The 16,793-nt window shown below is 64.5% G+C and carries 14 protein-coding genes; 10 read left to right on the forward strand and 4 right to left on the reverse strand.

The window, feature by feature from the left end:
• From BN1132_RS15350 to pgl, 10 genes are all read left to right on the forward strand, one after another.
• Positions 1–844, forward strand: an 844-nt coding sequence (locus BN1132_RS15350) for a pseudouridine synthase (protein ID WP_052447035.1), incomplete at its 5' end; no start/stop codon positions are given.
• A gap of 28 nt (positions 845–872) precedes the next feature.
• Positions 873–1,340, forward strand: coding sequence for an NUDIX hydrolase (locus BN1132_RS15355; protein ID WP_042078642.1), 468 nt, complete (start codon positions 873–875; stop codon positions 1,338–1,340).
• Between the two features lie 158 nt (positions 1,341–1,498).
• The gene (gene mnmA, locus BN1132_RS15360) at positions 1,499–2,605 is read left to right on the forward strand and encodes a tRNA 2-thiouridine(34) synthase MnmA (protein WP_042078643.1); all 1,107 of its coding nucleotides are present in this window, start codon (positions 1,499–1,501) and stop codon (positions 2,603–2,605) included.
• Between the two features lie 143 nt (positions 2,606–2,748).
• Positions 2,749–3,360 carry a high frequency lysogenization protein HflD gene (gene hflD, locus BN1132_RS15365; protein ID WP_042078644.1) on the forward strand — a complete coding sequence of 204 codons (612 nt, stop codon included), beginning with the start codon at positions 2,749–2,751 and terminating at the stop codon, positions 3,358–3,360.
• 30 nt (positions 3,361–3,390) lie between these two features.
• Positions 3,391–4,761, forward strand: a complete 1,371-nt coding sequence (gene purB, locus BN1132_RS15370) for an adenylosuccinate lyase (RefSeq protein ID WP_042078645.1) — start codon at positions 3,391–3,393, stop codon at positions 4,759–4,761.
• Positions 4,762–4,890: 129 nt separating this feature from the next.
• Positions 4,891–6,021 carry a ribosomal protein uL16 3-hydroxylase gene (locus BN1132_RS15375; RefSeq protein WP_042078646.1) on the forward strand — a complete coding sequence of 377 codons (1,131 nt, stop codon included), beginning with the start codon at positions 4,891–4,893 and terminating at the stop codon, positions 6,019–6,021.
• Positions 6,022–6,414: 393 nt separating this feature from the next.
• The gene (gene pykF / locus BN1132_RS15380; protein ID WP_042078647.1) at positions 6,415–7,827 is read left to right on the forward strand and encodes a pyruvate kinase PykF; all 1,413 of its coding nucleotides are present in this window, start codon (positions 6,415–6,417) and stop codon (positions 7,825–7,827) included.
• A gap of 149 nt (positions 7,828–7,976) precedes the next feature.
• Positions 7,977–11,294: a mechanosensitive channel MscK gene (gene mscK / locus BN1132_RS15385; RefSeq protein ID WP_042078648.1), complete on the forward strand. Its 3,318-nt coding sequence runs from the start codon at positions 7,977–7,979 to the stop codon at positions 11,292–11,294.
• A gap of 123 nt (positions 11,295–11,417) precedes the next feature.
• Complete coding sequence (locus BN1132_RS15390) at positions 11,418–12,026, forward strand: LysE family translocator (RefSeq protein WP_042078649.1); 609 nt, start codon at positions 11,418–11,420, stop codon at positions 12,024–12,026.
• 57 nt (positions 12,027–12,083) lie between these two features.
• A complete protein-coding gene (gene pgl, locus BN1132_RS15395; RefSeq protein ID WP_042078650.1) occupies positions 12,084–13,097 on the forward strand; it encodes a 6-phosphogluconolactonase in 1,014 nt (337 codons plus the stop codon).
• A 92-nt stretch (positions 13,098–13,189) separates the two neighbouring features.
• On the opposite strand, the gene BN1132_RS15400 is transcribed toward pgl, so the two are convergent.
• The 4 genes from BN1132_RS15400 to BN1132_RS15415 all read right to left on the reverse strand — a co-directional run.
• Positions 13,190–13,765: a lipid-binding SYLF domain-containing protein gene (locus tag BN1132_RS15400; RefSeq protein WP_244462953.1), complete on the reverse strand. Its 576-nt coding sequence runs from the start codon at positions 13,763–13,765 to the stop codon at positions 13,190–13,192.
• Positions 13,766–13,864: 99 nt separating this feature from the next.
• Entirely contained in the window at positions 13,865–14,605 is a 741-nt protein-coding gene (locus BN1132_RS15405; protein ID WP_042078652.1) for a dienelactone hydrolase family protein, read from the reverse strand.
• Between the two features lie 143 nt (positions 14,606–14,748).
• Positions 14,749–15,987, reverse strand: a complete 1,239-nt coding sequence (locus BN1132_RS15410) for a uracil-xanthine permease family protein (protein ID WP_042078653.1) — start codon at positions 15,985–15,987, stop codon at positions 14,749–14,751.
• Positions 15,988–16,341: 354 nt separating this feature from the next.
• The coding region (locus tag BN1132_RS15415; RefSeq protein WP_280136291.1) for a malic enzyme-like NAD(P)-binding protein at positions 16,342–16,793 on the reverse strand (452 nt) is incomplete at its 5' end.

The following is a 16,793-nucleotide window of genomic DNA, read 5'->3' on the forward strand; positions in this document are numbered from 1 at the left end:
CCGCCTCTCCCTCTCCAGCCGCCCCGACGCAGGCCGCCCCGCCAGGGTGGGCAAGGTTCAGCCGCCCACCCCGAGCCCAGGGCGCAAGCCTGAGGTGGCCGCGGCGGATCGCAAGCTGCTGCTGCTGAACAAGCCCTACATGGTGCTCTGCCAGTTCACTGACGAGACGGGACGGGAGACCCTCAAGGATTACATCACCGAGCCCGGCATCTATGCCGCCGGCCGGCTCGACCGCGACAGCGAGGGGCTCTTGCTGCTCACCAACGACGGCAAGCTGCAGGCGCGCCTCACCCAGCCCGGGGAGAAGACCCCCAAGACCTATTGGGTGCAGGTGGAAGGGATACCGAGTGAAGAGTCCCTGGCCAGCCTGCGGGCCGGAGTGGAGCTGAACGACGGCATAACACTGCCCGCCGAGGCGCGCATCATGGCCGAACCCGCTGTGTGGCCGCGCAACCCGCCCATACGGATGCGCAAGGAGATCCCCACCTGCTGGCTGGAGATCAAGATAGTGGAGGGGCGCAACCGCCAGGTGCGGCGGATGACCGCCCATATCGGCCACCCCACCTTGCGCCTTATCCGCTATGCCATCGGGGAGTGGACCCTCGATGGCCTGGCGCCGGGGGAGAGCCGCCCCCTGCCCGCCCCCGAGCTGGCACCGGCCCCGCGCAAGCCGCAAGGCAACCGGCAAGCCCAGGGCGACAAGAGGGCCCCTGACAGGCGCCCGGCTCAGGCCCCCCACGGCAAGGGCCCCGGGAAGGAGGGGCGCGAGGCGGCACCGAGCGCAGGCAAATCCCGCAGCGCCGGTCGGGGCACGGCCCGCCGACCGGCCCGCAGCCAATCCTGAATCACGACACACGCGACAAGGAGTCCTTATGACTGTGCATCCCCCTCTCTCCTCCCGCCTCACCGTGGCCGCCCTGGTGCACTGGCAGGGCCGCTTCCTGCTGGTGGAAGAGGAGATAGCGGGCCGGCGCCGCTTCAACCAGCCCGCCGGCCACGTGGAGCCGGGGGAGAACCTGATTGAGGCGGCCTGCCGCGAACTCAAGGAGGAGACGGGGCTCACCGCCGCGCCCACCGCCTGGCTCGGGGTCTATCTCTACAAGCCGGCGGACAGCGAGGCGACCTTCGTGCGCACCGCCGTCATCTTCGACCTTGAAAAGGCGCCGGGTCAGCACCATCCAGAGGATCCCGACGGCGACGTGCTGGCCTGCCACTGGCTCAGCCTGGAGGAGATCGCCGAGTGCAAGCCGGCCCTGCGCAGCCCCCTGGTGTGGCAGTGCATCCAGGACTATCTGGCCGGCACACGCCTGCCCCTGTCGGCCCTCAAGGCCTTCATTTAAGCGCCATTGGACGCTCTTTTTGACGCTATGGGGCCGAGACAAGAAAAACGATTTCCCGCTGCCGGGCTCCCGATGGGCAAGGCGGCATGGAGATGTGACCGGGGGCGCAAAACTCTGGTAGAATACGCCCCGTTTAAACGAACTGGTAACTTCGACTAATGACAGACAACAGCCAAATCAAGGTGATCGTCGGCATGTCCGGCGGCGTGGATTCTTCCGTCTCGGCCTACCTGCTCCAGCAGCAGGGCTATCAGGTCGAAGGCTTGTTCATGAAGAACTGGGAAGAAGACGACACGGACGAGTACTGCTCTGCCGCCCAGGATTTGGCTGATGCCAAGGCCGTCTGCGACAAGCTGGGGATGAAACTCCACACCATCAACTTCGCCGCCGAGTACTGGGACAACGTGTTCGAGCACTTCCTGGAAGAGTACAAGGCCGGCCGCACGCCGAACCCGGATATCCTGTGCAACAAGGAGATCAAGTTCAAGGCGTTCCTGGAGTTTGCCGCCGAAGAGCTGGGGGCCACCTACATCGCCACCGGCCACTATGTGCGCCGTGACGACAGCACCGGCCGCCCGCGCCTGCTGCGCGGTCTGGATACCAACAAGGATCAGAGCTACTTCCTCTACACCCTGAGCGAAGCCCAGGTGGGTCAGAGCCTGTTCCCGGTCGGGGATCTGGAGAAGCCGGAGGTGCGCCGCATCGCCGAACAGCTCGACCTCGTCACCGCCAAGAAGAAAGACTCCACCGGTATCTGCTTCATCGGTGAGCGCAAGTTCAAGGACTTCCTGGCCAAGTTCCTGCCCGCCCAGCCCGGCCCCATCGAAACCGTGGACGGCAAGGTGATAGGCACGCACCAGGGGCTGATGTATCACACCCTGGGCCAGCGCAAGGGGCTCGGCATCGGCGGCATGAAGGATGCCACCGAAGAGGCCTGGTACGTGGTCGACAAAGAGGTCGAGCGCAACACGCTAGTGGTGGCGCAGGGCGAGCATCCCCGCCTCTACTCCGATGGCCTGATCGCCAGCCAGCTGCACTGGGTGGATCGCACCCCCATCCGCGCGCCGCGCCGCTGCACCGTCAAGACCCGTTATCGTCAGGAAGACATCCCCTGCCTGATCCAGCCCATCGACGATGAGACCATCCGGGTCATCTTCGACGAGAAGCAGGCCGCGGTGACCCCGGGCCAGTCCGCCGTCTTCTACGACGGGGAAGTGTGCCTGGGCGGCGGCATCATCGAACAACGCTTCAGCCACCCGCTCTAAGGGATCGGGCAGGGTGCCCCCTCTTCTCTGGCAGAAGAGGGGCCGGATGAGGGGCAGGCCCCTCTCCCCAAGAGCACACAGAACAAGGATCATGGCTTGCTACGGCATCAGCCAATGAGTGAACAAGACAGGGCCGTGAAACGATGAGCGACAAATTTCAAGACAGGACCATGGCCTTTGCCGGCATCTGCCAGGCGGCCTATCTGGTACAGAAGGTGGCCCGCGACGGCACCTGTGACGAGGCTTCCCTGCGCGAGAGCCTGCAGAGCGTGCTGGTGACCGATCCCAAGCAGCCGCTGGAAGTGTTCGGCAGCCACCTCGCCATTCGTGACGGCTACCGCGCCCTGGTGGAGCAGCTGGGGGCCGACGGCAGCCAGAAGAACGCCGAGCTGACCCGCTACGTGGTGAGCCTGATCGCGCTGGAGCGCAAGCTCGCCAAGCGCAAGGACATCCTCAACATGCTGGGGGAGCGGATCAGCCAGATCGGCCGCCAGCAACAGCATTTCGATCTGCTCGACGAGCAGATCCTGGCCAACATGGCGAGCATCTACAGCGATCTTATCAGCCCGATAGGCCCCAGAATCCAGGTGGCGGGCACCCCGCTGTTCCTGCAGCAGCCCCTGGTACAGCACAAGGTGCGCGCCCTGCTGCTGGCGGGCATTCGCGCCGTGGTGCTGTGGCGCCAGCTCGGCGGCAGCCGCACCCAGATCATCTTCGCCCGCAAGAAGATGGTGGAACTGGCCAAACGATTTTAACCCCCACACCAATCATCAGGAGTTCACCCCATGGAGCTGTCCGCGCTGACTGCCGTTTCCCCGATTGACGGTCGTTATGGCGACAAGGCCGATGCCCTGCGCCCTATCTTCTCCGAATTCGGTCTGCTGCGTTTTCGCGTCGAAGTCGAGGTGCGCTGGTTGCAAAAACTGGCCAGCCACGCCGGGATCCCGGAAGTCCCAGCCCTGAGCGCGGCCGCCAATGCCCTGCTCGACGGCATCGTCAGCGACTTCAACGAGAGCGACGCCGCCCGCATCAAACAGATCGAGCGCACCACCAACCATGATGTGAAAGCGGTGGAGTACTTCCTCAAAGAAAAAGTCGAAGTGAACCCCGAGCTGGCCGCCATCAGCGAGTTCATCCACTTCGCCTGCACCTCGGAAGACATCAACAACAACTCCCACGGCCTGATGCTGAAGACCGCTCGTGAAGAGGTGATCAAGCCTTACTGCGAGAAGCTCATCGGCGAGCTCAAGCGCCTGGCCCATGAGTATCGCGACATGCCGCTGCTGTCGCGCACCCACGGTCAGCCGGCCACCCCGAGCACCATGGGCAAGGAGATGGCCAACGTCGCCTACCGACTGGAGCGCCAGTACAAGCAGATCATGGCGGTGGAGATCCTCGGCAAGATCAACGGCGCCGTGGGCAACTACAACGCCCACCTCAGCGCCTACCCGAACGTGGACTGGCACCGGTTCTCCGAGGAGTTCGTCACCTCCCTGGGCCTGACCTGGAACCCCTACACCACCCAGATCGAGCCCCACGACTACATCGCCGAGCTGTTCGACGCCATGGCGCGCTTCAACACCATCCTGATCGACTTCGACCGCGACGTCTGGGGTTACATCTCCCTGGGTCACTTCAAGCAGCGCACCATCGCCGGCGAGATCGGCTCCTCCACCATGCCCCACAAGGTCAACCCCATCGACTTCGAGAACTCCGAAGGCAACCTGGGGTTGGCCAACGCCGTGTTCCAGCACCTGGCGAGCAAGCTGCCCATCTCCCGCTGGCAGCGTGATCTGACCGACTCGACCGTGCTGCGCAACCTGGGTGTGGCGGTGGGTTACTCCCTGATTGCCTATCAGGCGACCCTGAAGGGCATCTCCAAGCTGGAAGCCAACGCCGACGCCATGGCCGCCGATCTGGACGCCAACTGGGAAGTGCTGGCCGAGCCCATCCAGACCGTGATGCGCCGCTACGGCATCGAGAAACCCTACGAAAAGCTCAAGGAGCTGACCCGTGGCCGCCGCGTCGACGCCGAAGGGATGCGCACCTTTATCGACACCCTAGAGCTGCCGGAAGCGGTCAAGGTTGAGCTGAAGAAGCTGACCCCGGCCAACTACATCGGCGACGCCCAGCGTCTGGTGGATCTGCTGAAGTAAGCGGCCAACGCGATACGACAGGGGCCCTGTGCACGCTCTGCCACAGGGCCCCTGCTACTTTTCAAGCACCCGACAGGGTTTGCCCAAGCCCGCCTTGGGCAAGCCCTCTCACAAGATACGAGAAGCACCATGTACCAACTCAATCTGGATATTGCCCACTTCCTCGAGCACTACTGGCAGAAGCGCCCTCTCCTCATCAAGGGCGGCTTCACCGACTTTCAGGATCCCATCAGTCCGGACGAGCTGGCGGGTCTGGCCATGGAGGACGTGATCGAGTCGCGCCTGGTGACCCGCTTCAACAACAAGTGGGAGGCGGCCCACGGCCCCTTCGAATCCTACGACCATCTGGGGGAAGAGAACTGGACAGTGCTGGTGCAGGCCTGCAACCACTGGGTACCCGAGGTGCACGAGCTGGCGCTGCCGTTCCAGTTCATCCCGGGCTGGCGCTTTGACGACGTCATGGTGAGCTTCTCCACCCCTCACGGCGGCGTCGGCCCCCACATCGACAACTACGACGTCTTCATCACCCAGGGCCAGGGCAAGCGTCACTGGCGCGTCGGCGATGCAACGCCGCTAAGCGAGTTCGCCGCCCATGCAGCCCTGCTGCACTGCGAGCCGTTCGAGGCGATCATCGACGTCATCATGGAGCCGGGCGACATCCTCTACATCCCGCCCGGATTCCCCCACGAGGGCTACGCCATCGAACCCTCCCTGAACTTCTCGGTGGGCTTCCGCGCACCGGACGCCAGGGCGCTTATCTCCTCCTTCGCCGATCACCTGATCGACAACGATCTGCGCACCGAGCGCTATGGCGACCCTGACCTCAAGCCCCGCGCCCGTCACGGCGAGATCCAGCCCCACGAGCTGCACCGCCTGCGCGAGCTGATGCAACAGGCCCTCGATGACGAGACCCTGTTCAAGGAGTGGTTCGGCACCATGATCTCCGAGGCCAAGCACGATCTGGACGTGAGCCCCATGGAGCCCGACTACGGCGCCGACGAGGTGGCCGACCTGCTGAGCCAGGGCGAACCCGCCATCAAGGTGCCTGGCCTGCGCACCGTCTGGTTCAGCGGTGAGGCCAGGACCTGCTACATCGACGGCGAGGCCTGGACCCTGCCGGGCGAGGATGCCGCCGCCATCTCCCTGCTCTGCGACAAGGACATGGTCACCCAGGACGACCTGGAGGAGCTCGCCGACCAGGCCGGCTTCCTGCAACTGCTGACCCGCCTCGTCAACCGCGGCTACTGGTTCTTCGGCTAAGCCCGCGCCGGGCCCTGCAACGACAAGGCGCCGCTGTCACCAGCGGCGCCTTTTTCGTTCGCATGAACTCCCTTTCTCCCCGCCTTGCTGGCAACCGACGGCCTCCCCACTACACTTGGTGACGGTCGGCCATCAAGGCCTGCTCCCCCGCCGCCTTCGTCGCCTTGTTATTTAACAACATCCGTTCGACACCGGTGCGAACGCAGAGTGGGAACCGAATGGGCCGGCACGCGGAGAAACCAATTATTTTAGCCCGTAAAATCAACAGTGAGCGAAAACGTTATCTTGTGAAATGAGGCCGTTTTCGCTCAAAACGTTGTTTCTGGATCATAAAAAGTATCCAAAAACTGGTGTATATTGCACGGCGGAAATTCCTTAACCATGAAGACTGACATGAAAAAGACCAAAATCGTCTGCACCATCGGTCCCAAGACCGAATCCAAAGAAATGCTGGGCAAGATGCTGGATGCCGGCATGAACGTCATGCGCCTGAACTTCTCCCACGGCGACTACGCCGAACACGGTGGTCGCATCAGCAACCTGCGCGCTGTCATGGCCGAAACCGGCAAGCAAGCAGCCATCCTGCTGGACACCAAGGGCCCGGAAATCCGTACCATCAAGCTGGAAGGCGGCAACGACGTCTCCCTGGTGGCCGGCCAGACCTTCACCTTCACCACCGACCAGACCGTGATCGGCAACAAGGATCGCGTCGCCGTGACCTACGCCGGTTTTGCCAGCGACCTGCGCGTCGGCAACCGCATCCTGGTTGACGATGGCCTGATCGGTCTGGACGTCATCGAGATCACCGAACGCGAAGTGATCTGTAAAGTCCTGAACAACGGCGATCTGGGCGAGAACAAGGGCATCAACCTGCCGGGCGTCTCCATCAAGCTGCCGGCCCTGGCCGAGAAAGACAAGCGCGACCTGATCTTCGGTTGCGAGCAGGGCGTCGATTTCGTGGCCGCCTCCTTCATCCGCAAGAAGGAAGACGTGCTGGAAATCCGTGAGCACCTGAAGGCCCACGGTGGCGAGGCCATCCAGATCATCTCCAAGATCGAAAACCAGGAAGGCCTGGACAACTTCGACGAGATCCTGGCTGTCTCCGACGGCATCATGGTCGCCCGCGGCGACATGGGTGTGGAAATCCCGGTTGAAGAAGTGATCTTCGCCCAGAAGATGATCATCGAGAAGTGCAACAAGGCACGCAAAGTGGTCATCACCGCCACCCAGATGCTGGACTCCATGATCAAGAACCCGCGTCCGACCCGCGCCGAAGCCGGCGACGTGGCCAACGCCATCCTGGACGGTACCGATGCCGTCATGCTGTCCGGTGAGTCCGCCAAGGGCAAGTACCCGCTGGAAGCCGTGACCATCATGGCCACCATCTGCGAGCGTACCGACTCCGTGATGCCGTCCAACCTGTCTGCCGCCAACGACAGCAACAAGCTGCGCATCACCGAAGCGGTCTGCAAAGGCGCGGTCGAGACCTCCGAGAAGCTGGACGCCCCGCTGATCGTGGTCGCCACCGAAGGCGGCAAGTCTGCCAAGGCCATCCGCAAGTACTTCCCGAAAGCCTGGATCCTGGCCATCACCACCAACAAGAAGACCGCTGCCCAGCTGGTGCTGACCAAGGGTGTGGTGACTCACGTGGTCGACTCCATCGCCTCCACCGACGATTTCTATCGCATCGGCAAAGAAGCCGCGCTGGAAATCGGCATGGGCGTGAAGGGTGACGTGGTTGTCATGGTCTCCGGTGCCCTGGTACCGAGCGGCACCACCAACACCGCCTCCGTTCACGTGCTGTAATCAGCCCTGAACCGATGAAAGCGGCGCCTTCGGGCGCCGTTTTTTTTATCTCCCCCCCCTGCTGCCTCTCTCGCGCCGGTGCTAGAATCCACGCGGATTTTTCCCAGGTGGACAATCCTTCGAACCTCGCATAATCACCCGGACGTTTTATGCTCTCAACACGATTCAAAAGAGCCTCGGCTACCCTGTTGCCGCTGTTCTGCTTACTCATTACCCTCTGCGCCCCGCACGCCATGGCGCAGGACCTGCCCCAGCGCGCCACCGTGCAGCGGGCGCTGGATGCCCTCGGCAAGTCGGATGCCCTCACCGTCAGCCAGCAGGCGGATCACAAGTTCCTGACCGACACCCTCTCCCTGCTCGACAGCATCGACAAGGAGAAGAGCAAGGCCAAGAGCCAGAACGAGCGCATTCGCTCCCTGCCGGCCGAGCTGCGCGACATCAGCGCCAGGCTCGAGGCCCTGACCCAGGGCAAGAGCCCGGAGCAGCTCAGGAGCGAATACGCCACCATGAGCCTGGCGGAGCTCGACAGCCGCCAGCCCGAGATCATGGCCAACATGCAGGATGCCCAGGAGGCCCTCGGCACCATCGGCAGCCAGATCACCAGCCTGCAGACCCTGCCGGAGCGGGCCCAGGCCAACATGAGCCGCGCCTATCAACGCAGCCAGGAGATCCGCACCCGCCTCAATTCCGGGGACGGGGTGAGCAGCGCCGAGAAGATGAAGCTGGGCGCCGAGCTGGCCCTGCTGGATCTGCAACTGGCCAACCTGCAAAAGGAGCTGGACAACCGCACCAGCATGCAGGATCTGGCGGTCAAGCAGCGCGATTACCAGAGCGCACGGCTCGCGAGCGAGGAGCAGAAGCTGCAGGCCCTGCAGGAGCAGAGCAGCGCCAAGCGCCTGGGTGACACCGAGAAGACCGCCGAGCAGACCGGCGAGCTGGTGGCCGCCGAGGACAACCCCCTGGTGCAAAAGGAGCAGGAGATCAACCACCAGCTCAGCCAGCAGCTCATCAGCGCCACCACCAGCCTCAACTCGCTCGCCCAGAAGAATCTGCAGGCCAAGAGCTGGCTGGAGCGCGGCACCCAGACCGAGCGCAACCTCAACGAACAGGTGCAGATGCTCAAGGGCAACCTGCTGCTGTCGCGCATCCTCTACCAGCTCTACCAGCAGCTGGAGGCGGCGCCCTCCACCCTGGTGAAGAACCTGGAAGAACAGATCGCCGACCTGCACCTGGCCCAGTTCGAGCTGAGCCAGCAACGTGACCAGCTGTTCCAGAAGACCCAGTATCTGGACAACCTGATCGCCAGCAGCGGCGAGACGGTGAGCGAGGAGGACAAGGCGAACCTTGCCAAGCTCATCGACACCCGCATCAGCCTGCTGGACCAGCTCAACCGCCAGATGGATGCCCAGCTCACCAACGCCATCAGCCTGCAGCTGACCCAGCAGCAGCTGAGCCGGGTCTATGCCTCCATCGAGTTCACCCTGCAACAGCACATCTTCTGGGTGAGCAGCAACAAGCCCATCGACGCCAAGTGGTTCATCAGCTGGCCGGCCCAGGCCTACAAGCAGGTCTCCGACTGGGTGCTGAAACCGGACTGGAGCGGCTGGGGCGACATGCTGCTGGCGGTCTCCCTGCTGGCGCTGCCGCTGCTGCTGGTGGGCGGTCTGCTGCTGTGGAAACGCGGCACCCTGCTCGATCGCCAGAAGAAGATCGCCAAGGATCTCGGCCGCTTCCGCCAGGACAGCCAGTGGCACACCCCGCGCGCCCTGCTGTTCACCGTGCTGCAGCGTCTGCCGGGCACCCTCTTCATCCTGGCCGCCGGCCTGCTGCTGGCCTATTGCGGCCTGCTGAGCCCGAAACTCATCTTCCAGATCACCCTGAACCTGGCCCTCGGCTACCTGGTATTCAGCGTCTATCTGTCGGTGATGCGCCCGGGCGGCATCGGCGAGACCCACTTCCGCATCCCCCGTGACGAGCTGCAGGCCAAGCGCAACAGCATGCGCTACCTCTGGCTGCCCCTGCTGCCCCTCATCATGCTGTCGACCAAGGCGGTGGTGGAACCCTCCTCCCTTGGCAACGACGTGATAGGCCAGGCCCTGACCATGCTGCTGCTGGGGCTGACCGCCTACCTGGTGCTGCCCATCTCCCGCGCCCGCATCAAGGGCGAGGCGAGCATGTTGCAGACCCTGACCGCCGTCGCCCTGGCGCTGGCGCCGGTGGCGCTCATGGTGCTGGCGGCCCTCGGCTACTACTACACGGCCCTGAAACTGACCGGCCGCCTCATCGAGTCCTTCTACCTCCTCATCATCTGGAGCCTGGTCTATCGCACCGCCCTGCGCGGCCTCGAGCTGGCGGCCCGCCGCCTGGCCTATCGCCGCGCCGTCGCCAAGCGCGAGCACAAGACCCTGGAGGATGCGGAAGGGGGCGAGGCCATCGAAGAGCAGCCCATGGATCTGGAAGAGGTCAGCCAGCAGTCCCTGCGTCTGACCCGCATCATGTTGCTGGTGGTGTTCGGCGTCGCCTTCTACTGGCTCTGGTCCGATCTGGTGGCGGTCTTCACCTACCTCGACAGCGTGGTGCTCTGGCACAAGAGCGAGGGGACAGGCGCCAATGCCGTGCTCTATCCCATCAGCCTGAGCGACGTGCTGACCGGCCTCTTCCTGTTCGGCGCCGCCCTCTCCCTGGCCCGCAACCTGCCAGGCCTGCTGGAGGTGCTGGTGCTCTCCAGGATGCGCCTCGCCCAGGGCACGGCCTACGCCTTCACCACCATGCTCAACTACGTGCTGATCGGCATGGGCTCGCTGACGGCGCTGGCCATGCTGGGGGTCCAGTGGGAGAAGCTGCAGTGGCTGGCCGCCGGCCTCTCGGTCGGTATCGGTTTCGGCATGCAGCAGATCGTCTCCAACTTCATCTCGGGCATCATCATCCTGTTCGAGCGCCCGGTGCGGATCGGCGACACCGTGACCATCGGCACCATCTCGGGGACGGTCAACAAGATCCGGATCCGCTCGACCACCCTCACCGACTTCGACCGCAAGGAGGTGATCATCCCGAACCAGCAGCTGATGATAGAACGGCTGATCAACTGGTCCCTGTCCGATACCGTCACCCGGGTCATCGCCCGGGTCGGGGTGGCCTATGGCTCGGATCTGGATCTGACCCGCAAGCTGTTGATGCAGGCGGCCACGGAGAACAGCCGGGTCCTGAAGGATCCCGCTCCCACCGTCTACTTCCTCACCTTCGGGCCCAGCACCCTGGATCACGAGCTGCGCTTCTTCGTGAGCGAGCTGGGGGATCGCAACCCGGCCATCGACGAGCTGAACCGCCGCATCGACGTGCTGTTCCGCGAGCATGGCATCGAGATCGCGTTCAACCAGATGGACGTCTACATCAAGAACATGCAGGGAGACGAACAGAAGGTGGAATCCCGCCCGGCGCTGCCGCCGGCGGGGCACCAGCCCGTCTGATCCCGCCCGCTTGCACAGGCCCCGTCACGGGGCCTGTTTTTTTTCAGCCTCTCTGGTGCCTTGAAAGCGGGGCGAGCCCCCCAATATAGGGAGGACAACGGACTGTCAGCCACGAGGAAGCCGATGGACTATCTCTACGCCGTGGTGCTCTTTGCCATCTCGGCATCGGTCACCCCCGGGCCCAACAACATCATGGTGATGAGCGCCGGGGCCAACTTCGGGGTGCGCAGGAGCCTGCCCCTGCTCATGGGGATCTGCGTCGGTTTCACCCTGATGCTGTTGCTGGTGGGGCTGGGCTTCGGCCGGCTCTTTACCCTCTTCCCCGAACTCCACTTTTTCATCAAGTGCGCGGGCACCCTCTACCTGCTCTATCTCGCCTGGCTCATCGCCCGCTCGGCGGGCGAGGTGACGGGGAGCACTCAGGCCCGCCCCCTCGGCTTTTTCAAGGGGGCCCTGTTCCAGTGGGTCAATGCCAAGGCCTGGGTGGTCGCCACCGGCGCCATCGCCGCCTTCACCAGCACGGGGGCCGACTTCCACCAGCAGAACCTCGCCATCGCCCTGATCTTCTTCATCGTCTCTTTCCCCTGTGTCGGGCTCTGGCTCCTGTGCGGTGCCCTGCTCAAGCGCTGGCTGGCCGACGACCTGGCCCGCCGCCGCTTCAACCAGACCATGGCGGCCCTGCTGGTCCTCTCCGTGGTGCCCGTCATTCAGGAGATACTGAGCCAACCCTGAGCGTCCATCCCTGATTCCCCTTCATCCCGACGCAGCGCCGTCGTTGAGGAGCATGCAATGCAACAAGTGGTCTATGTGGCCAACCCGGTGAGCGGGTTGATCCATGTGTTTCGGCTGGAAGAGGGCGAACTGCGCCCGCTGCAGGAGGTGCAGACCGGCGGCGAGGTGCAGCCCCTGGCCATCAGCCCGGACCGGCGCTGGCTCCATGCCGGGGTGCGCCCCGACTTTCGGGTGCAAAGCTACCCCATCGCCGCCGATGGCCGGCTCGGGTCCCCGACCTCGGCGCCGCTGCTCGGCAGCGCCTCCCACACCTGCACCGATGGGAGCGGGCGCCTCTTCTTCGCCGCCTCCTACGCCTTCAACCACGTCAGCGTGTCGCGCCGGGACGAAGAGGGCCGGATGCAGCCCCCCCATCAGTGCCTCGACAACCTGATGGCGGCCCACTCGGTGACTCAGCTTGCGGGAAACGAGGGAGGGCAGGAGCTGCTGGTGGCCTGTCTGAAGGAGGATGCCATCCGCCGCTTCACCCTGGGGCAGGATGACAGGCTCTCCCCCCACCCCCTGGGGGATCTGCATACCGCCCAAGGCGCCGGGCCCCGCCATCTGGCGCTGCACCCGGACAACGGCGACCTCTACTGCCTGTGCGAGCTGGACTGCACCCTCTACCGCTACCACAGGGAAGCGGACGGCCGCATCGACGAGCGGGAGCGCCTGGACATGCTGCCCGAAGGCTATCAGGGGGAGCGCTGGGGGGCAGATCTGCACCTGACCCCGGACGGGCGTTTTCTCTACACCAGCGAGCGGGCCAGCAGCCTGCTCACCCTGTTCGGGATCGACGGGAAGGACGGCGCCCTGATTCCCCTCGGCCACTTCCCGACCGAGGCCTGCCCCCGCGGCTTTGCCATCGACCACGGCGGCCACTGGCTCATCGCCACCGGGCAGCAGTCCGACCAGGTGGCGGTGCACCGCATCGACCCCCAGAGCGGGCGCCTCACCCTGGCCTCCCGCCACGAGGTGGGCAAGGGCGCCATGTGGGTGAGGATCCTGAACCTGGCCGAGCGCCCCGCCTGAGGGACGGGGAGAACATCCCCCCGGGCCATACCCCACAAAAGCAGGCGGCGCCGAGGGGGCGCCGCCTGTGGGAGAGTCCGAAGAGCCGGCCCCTAGTTGCCGTTGAGCTCGTCGTCCGGCCAGTATTTGTAACCCTGCATGGTGGCCTGCACCGCCACCCCCTTCTCGGTGATCTGGTACATCTTCACCTTCTGGAAGTCCGCGTTGGCCGCCTCGCTCACCACCACCTTGCCATCCTCGGCGGACTTGGCGGCCAGATCCGCCTGGGCGCTGGCGTCGAAGCCGGTGGTGACGAAGCGATCCAGCGCCGCCGCATCGTTGAAGATGATCAGGGCCTGAAACTTCTTGATCCCCATGCCCACCCCGAACCCGGCGGAGGCCATCTTCATGTAGGTGTCGCGGCCGGTGCGATGATCCCGCAGCACGCCATAGCCGGTGCCCGTGCTGATCACCAGCAGGTTGTTGTTGACGTTGGCGAAGACGGCGTAGCCCTTGGCTCTGGCCACCTCCTGCTTGATCCCCGGATCCTGACCGTACATGGTGGAGAGCGTCTGCTGACGCATCTGCAAGATGGTATTGCGCTGCTGGGCCGGGGTATCGCCCTTGGCTGCGCACCCGACCAGCAGCAACACGGCCAGGATCTGGCCCCATAACCGCATCTGACCCATAAGATGACTCCTTACTGTGTCGATCCGAACGCCAGTCCCCCATCGGGCGGCGCCCCGTCCGTTGAGTATAACCAGCCAGCCCCAGGCACTGCCGCGCCCTCAGCCCCTGGTCACCTCCCCGAGAAACTCGGTGAAGCGCCGCCAGGACTTGGCATCGGCGTCGGCGCGGTAGTTGTCCGAGCCGAACACGCTGAAGGCGTGGGGGGCACCGCTGTAGCTGGTCGCCTCGTGCTTGACCCCGGCGCGCTCCAGCTCGCCGACCAGCGTCGCGAACTGGGTGAGCGGCACCGCCTCGTCGGCGCTGCCGTGCTGGATCAGCAGATGCCCCTTCGTCTGGTTGTAGTCCTGCCCGGCCGGGGTCTCCAGCCCGCCGTGCACGCTCACCACCCCCTTCAAATCCGCCCCGCTGCGGGCCAGCTCCAGCACGGCGGCCCCGCCGAAGCAGTAACCGAGGGCCACCGCATTGTCGAGCCGCCCCCCCTGTCGGCCCGCCTCGGCGAGCCCCCCTTGCAGCAGCTTGCGCATCCGGCTCCTGTCCTGATAGAGGGCCCCGGTCAGCTTCTTCTTCTCCTCCATGGCGGTCGGCCTCACCCCTGCGCCGAACAGGTCCACCGCAAAGACGCTGTAGCCGAGCGCCACCAGCATCTCGGCGCGCTTGATTTCATAGCCGTTGAGCCCGTCCCAGTCGTGCACCAGCACCACCAGGGGGGCCTGCTTGTCGGCGGCCGCCAGGTAATACCCCTCGAACGGCTGCCCCTCCACCTCGTAGCGCACCGCACCGGCCTCGGCCACGCCGCTTCCCATCAGCCCGAACAGGGCCAGGATCCATGCCTTCCTCATCGCCTATCCCTCCAGCTTGAATGACGCTCCTGAGTGTAGTCCCTCGGGAGAGGCGGCCAGAGAGGGGGGCCGCCGGCCCAAAAAGCGAGAGGCCACCCTGGGGTGGCCTCTTGTCAGACAAGGGAAAGAGTCCGTGCCCGGACTCAGTCCTTGGCGCTCTCCATGGCACCCTCTTCGGAGTGCTGGGGCAGGATGAGGTTCAGCAGGATGGCGGCCACCGAGGCCAGCCCCACGCCCGCCAGGGCGAAGTCGCCGATCTTCATCTCCAGGGCACCGACACCCACGGTCAGGGTCACGGCCACGATGGCGATGTTGCGGGACAGGCCCAGATCCACCTTGGACTCCACCAGGGTCTTGAGGCCGATGGCGGCGATGGATCCGAACAGCAGCAGCATGATGCCGCCCATCACCGGCATGGGGATGGAGGTGAGCAGGGCGTTGAACTTGCCGAAGAAGGCCAGAATGATGGCGAACACCGCGGCCCAAGTCATGGTGACCGGGTTGAAGTTGCGGGTGATCATCACGGCGCCGGTCACTTCGGCGTAGGTGGTGACGGGGGGACCACCGATGAGACCGGCGAAGCAGACGCCGATGCCGTCACCGGCCAGGGTGCGGTGCAGCCCCGGGTTCTTGGTGTAGTCCTGCCCGGTCACGCCGCCGATGGCGAGCACGCCGCCGATGTGCTCGATGCAGGGGGCAATGGCCACCGGCAGCATGAAGAGCGCCGCGGCCCAGTTGATCTCCGGGGTCTCGAAGTGGGGCAGCGCCAGCCAGGGGGCGTTGACCATGCCGTCGAAACTCACCTGGCCCATCAGCACGGCAGAGACATAACCGGCGATGACACCGCACAGGATGGGGATGAGTTTGATCCAGCCCTTGCAGAACACGGCCGCGATCAGGGTCACCGCCAGCGAAATGCCCGCCAGGGTCAGGGCGGTCGCCGGTGGCACCACCTGCTCACCGCCGGCGCGTCCCATGGCCATGTTGCAGGCCACCTGGGCCACCGACAGGCCGATCACCATGATCACCGGGCCTATGACCACGGGGGGCAGCAGCTTGTGCACGAAGCCCATGCCCCGGGAGCGGATGACGGCCGCCAGGATGAAGTACATGAAGCCCGCGGCGAACAGACCGAACATGGTGGAGGGCAAGCCCCAGGTCTGGGTGGCATAGATGATGGGGGCGATGAAGGCGAAGCTGGAGCCGAGGAAGATCGGCACCTGGCGACGGGTGCAGAGCTGGAACAGCAGGGTGCCTACACCGGCGCCAAGCAGGGCCATGGAGGGGTTCAGTCCGGTGAGCAGGGGCACCAGCACCATGGCACCGAAGGCGACAAACAGAATTTGCAGCCCGGCGACGCTTTGCTTGACCAAGGAAAACATGGGTATCCTTAATTTTTTGATAACTGACAGGGATATTTGACACTTTTCAGTCATCACAAGACGTTTTCAAGGCAGAAAATGAGCCATTGGGCGTCATTTGTTGCCTTTTACTGCTTGGGGAGGGCATGAAACTGGCTTTTTAGGCGGGATTCGTTGCTACAAGCATCGAGTATGCGATTTTACGCACTTTTGTGGCCGACGCCAATCGTTTTTCCGGGCAGATAGCATGACAAGGGTTTCAACTGGTCGCCCGACCCGCCGCCCCCGGTTGGGCCGAGATGGCTACCGCCCCGGCGGCAGACGCAAAAAAACGGGGTGGCTGGCGCCACCCCGTCGCGTTTTTTCGAAACCCCGTCAGACCCGGCGATAGGGCAGATAGACCGGCTCCCACATGTGGCTCAGGATGTGCTGATGCAGATCCTGGCCGATCAGGGGGTGGGAGGGATCCCGGCGCACTATGTCCTTGAGCACCGCGGTCGCCACGTGCACCGAGATGTTGCGCAGCTCGCTGATCCTCGGATAGACGGTGCCCCGGGCGAGATCCGCCTCATCCACGCATTCCGCCAGCGCGAAGGCGGCGGTGGTGAAGATGTCAGGGCTTAACTCGCGGATCTGGCTGACGATGGCGGCCAGTCCCACGCCGGGGAAGATGAAGACGTTGTTGCCCTGGCCGATGCGATAGTCCTGCCCCTCGAAGTGCACGTCCTTGAACGGGCTGCCGGTGGCGACGATGGCGCGGCCCCGGCTCCAGCGGAAGATGTCCTCCGGCAGCGCCTCGCAGTTGGCGGTGGGGTTGGAGAGCGGGA

It is taken from the genome of Aeromonas sanarellii (genome assembly GCF_000820085.1).
Taxonomy (GTDB): Bacteria; Pseudomonadota; Gammaproteobacteria; order Enterobacterales; family Aeromonadaceae; genus Aeromonas; species Aeromonas sanarellii.

Excerpts from the sequence above, each read along its gene's own strand:
- BN1132_RS15390 (WP_042078649.1), top strand. The coding sequence starts at position 11,418 with ATGGACTATCTCTACGCCGTGGTGCTCTTTGCCATCTCGGCATCGGTC.
- pykF (WP_042078647.1), top strand. The coding sequence starts at position 6,415 with ATGAAAAAGACCAAAATCGTCTGCACCATCGGTCCCAAGACCGAATCC.
- mscK (WP_042078648.1), top strand. The coding sequence starts at position 7,977 with ATGCTCTCAACACGATTCAAAAGAGCCTCGGCTACCCTGTTGCCGCTG.
- purB (WP_042078645.1), top strand. The coding sequence starts at position 3,391 with ATGGAGCTGTCCGCGCTGACTGCCGTTTCCCCGATTGACGGTCGTTAT.
- mnmA (WP_042078643.1), top strand. The coding sequence starts at position 1,499 with ATGACAGACAACAGCCAAATCAAGGTGATCGTCGGCATGTCCGGCGGC.
- hflD (WP_042078644.1), top strand. The coding sequence starts at position 2,749 with ATGAGCGACAAATTTCAAGACAGGACCATGGCCTTTGCCGGCATCTGC.
- BN1132_RS15375 (WP_042078646.1), top strand. The coding sequence starts at position 4,891 with ATGTACCAACTCAATCTGGATATTGCCCACTTCCTCGAGCACTACTGG.
- BN1132_RS15405 (WP_042078652.1), bottom strand. The coding sequence starts at position 14,605 with ATGAGGAAGGCATGGATCCTGGCCCTGTTCGGGCTGATGGGAAGCGGC.
- BN1132_RS15410 (WP_042078653.1), bottom strand. The coding sequence starts at position 15,987 with ATGTTTTCCTTGGTCAAGCAAAGCGTCGCCGGGCTGCAAATTCTGTTT.
- BN1132_RS15355 (WP_042078642.1), top strand. The coding sequence starts at position 873 with ATGACTGTGCATCCCCCTCTCTCCTCCCGCCTCACCGTGGCCGCCCTG.
- BN1132_RS15400 (WP_244462953.1), bottom strand. The coding sequence starts at position 13,765 with ATGGGTCAGATGCGGTTATGGGGCCAGATCCTGGCCGTGTTGCTGCTG.
- pgl (WP_042078650.1), top strand. The coding sequence starts at position 12,084 with ATGCAACAAGTGGTCTATGTGGCCAACCCGGTGAGCGGGTTGATCCAT.